Genomic DNA, 274 nt, shown 5'->3' with positions numbered 1-274 from the left:
TGGGGAGACCCCACACTACCATCGGCGCTACGGCGTTTCACTTCTGAGTTCGGCATGGGGTCAGGTGGGACCACCGCGCTACAGCCGCCAGGCAAATTCTGTTATCAGACCGCTTCTGCGTTCTGATGTAATCTGTAATCAAGCTGAAATCGATGTCTTTCTTTCGCCAAAACATCTTCGGCGTTGTAAGGTTAAGCCTCACGGTTCATTAGTACTGGTTAGCTCAACGTATCGCTACGCTTACACACCCAGCCTATCAACGTCGTCGTCTTCA

General features: G+C 51.5%; 1 rRNA gene and 1 other annotated feature. The gene reads right to left on the bottom strand.

Features of this window, described 5'->3' with window-relative positions:
* Positions 1 to 7: 7 nt before the first annotated feature.
* Positions 8 to 92, bottom strand: a sequence feature (5S ribosomal RNA rRNA prediction is too short).
* Between the two features lie 95 nt (positions 93 to 187).
* Positions 188 to 274: ribosomal RNA gene (locus FHC49_RS04970) — 23S ribosomal RNA — on the bottom strand; the annotation flags it as partial.

The organism is Kluyvera sp. EC_51, assembly GCF_019584505.1.
Taxonomy (GTDB): Bacteria; Pseudomonadota; Gammaproteobacteria; order Enterobacterales; family Enterobacteriaceae; genus Kluyvera; species Kluyvera sichuanensis.
Note: the sequence above shows the minus strand (reverse complement) of the source record. Positions and strands in the feature narration are given on the sequence as shown.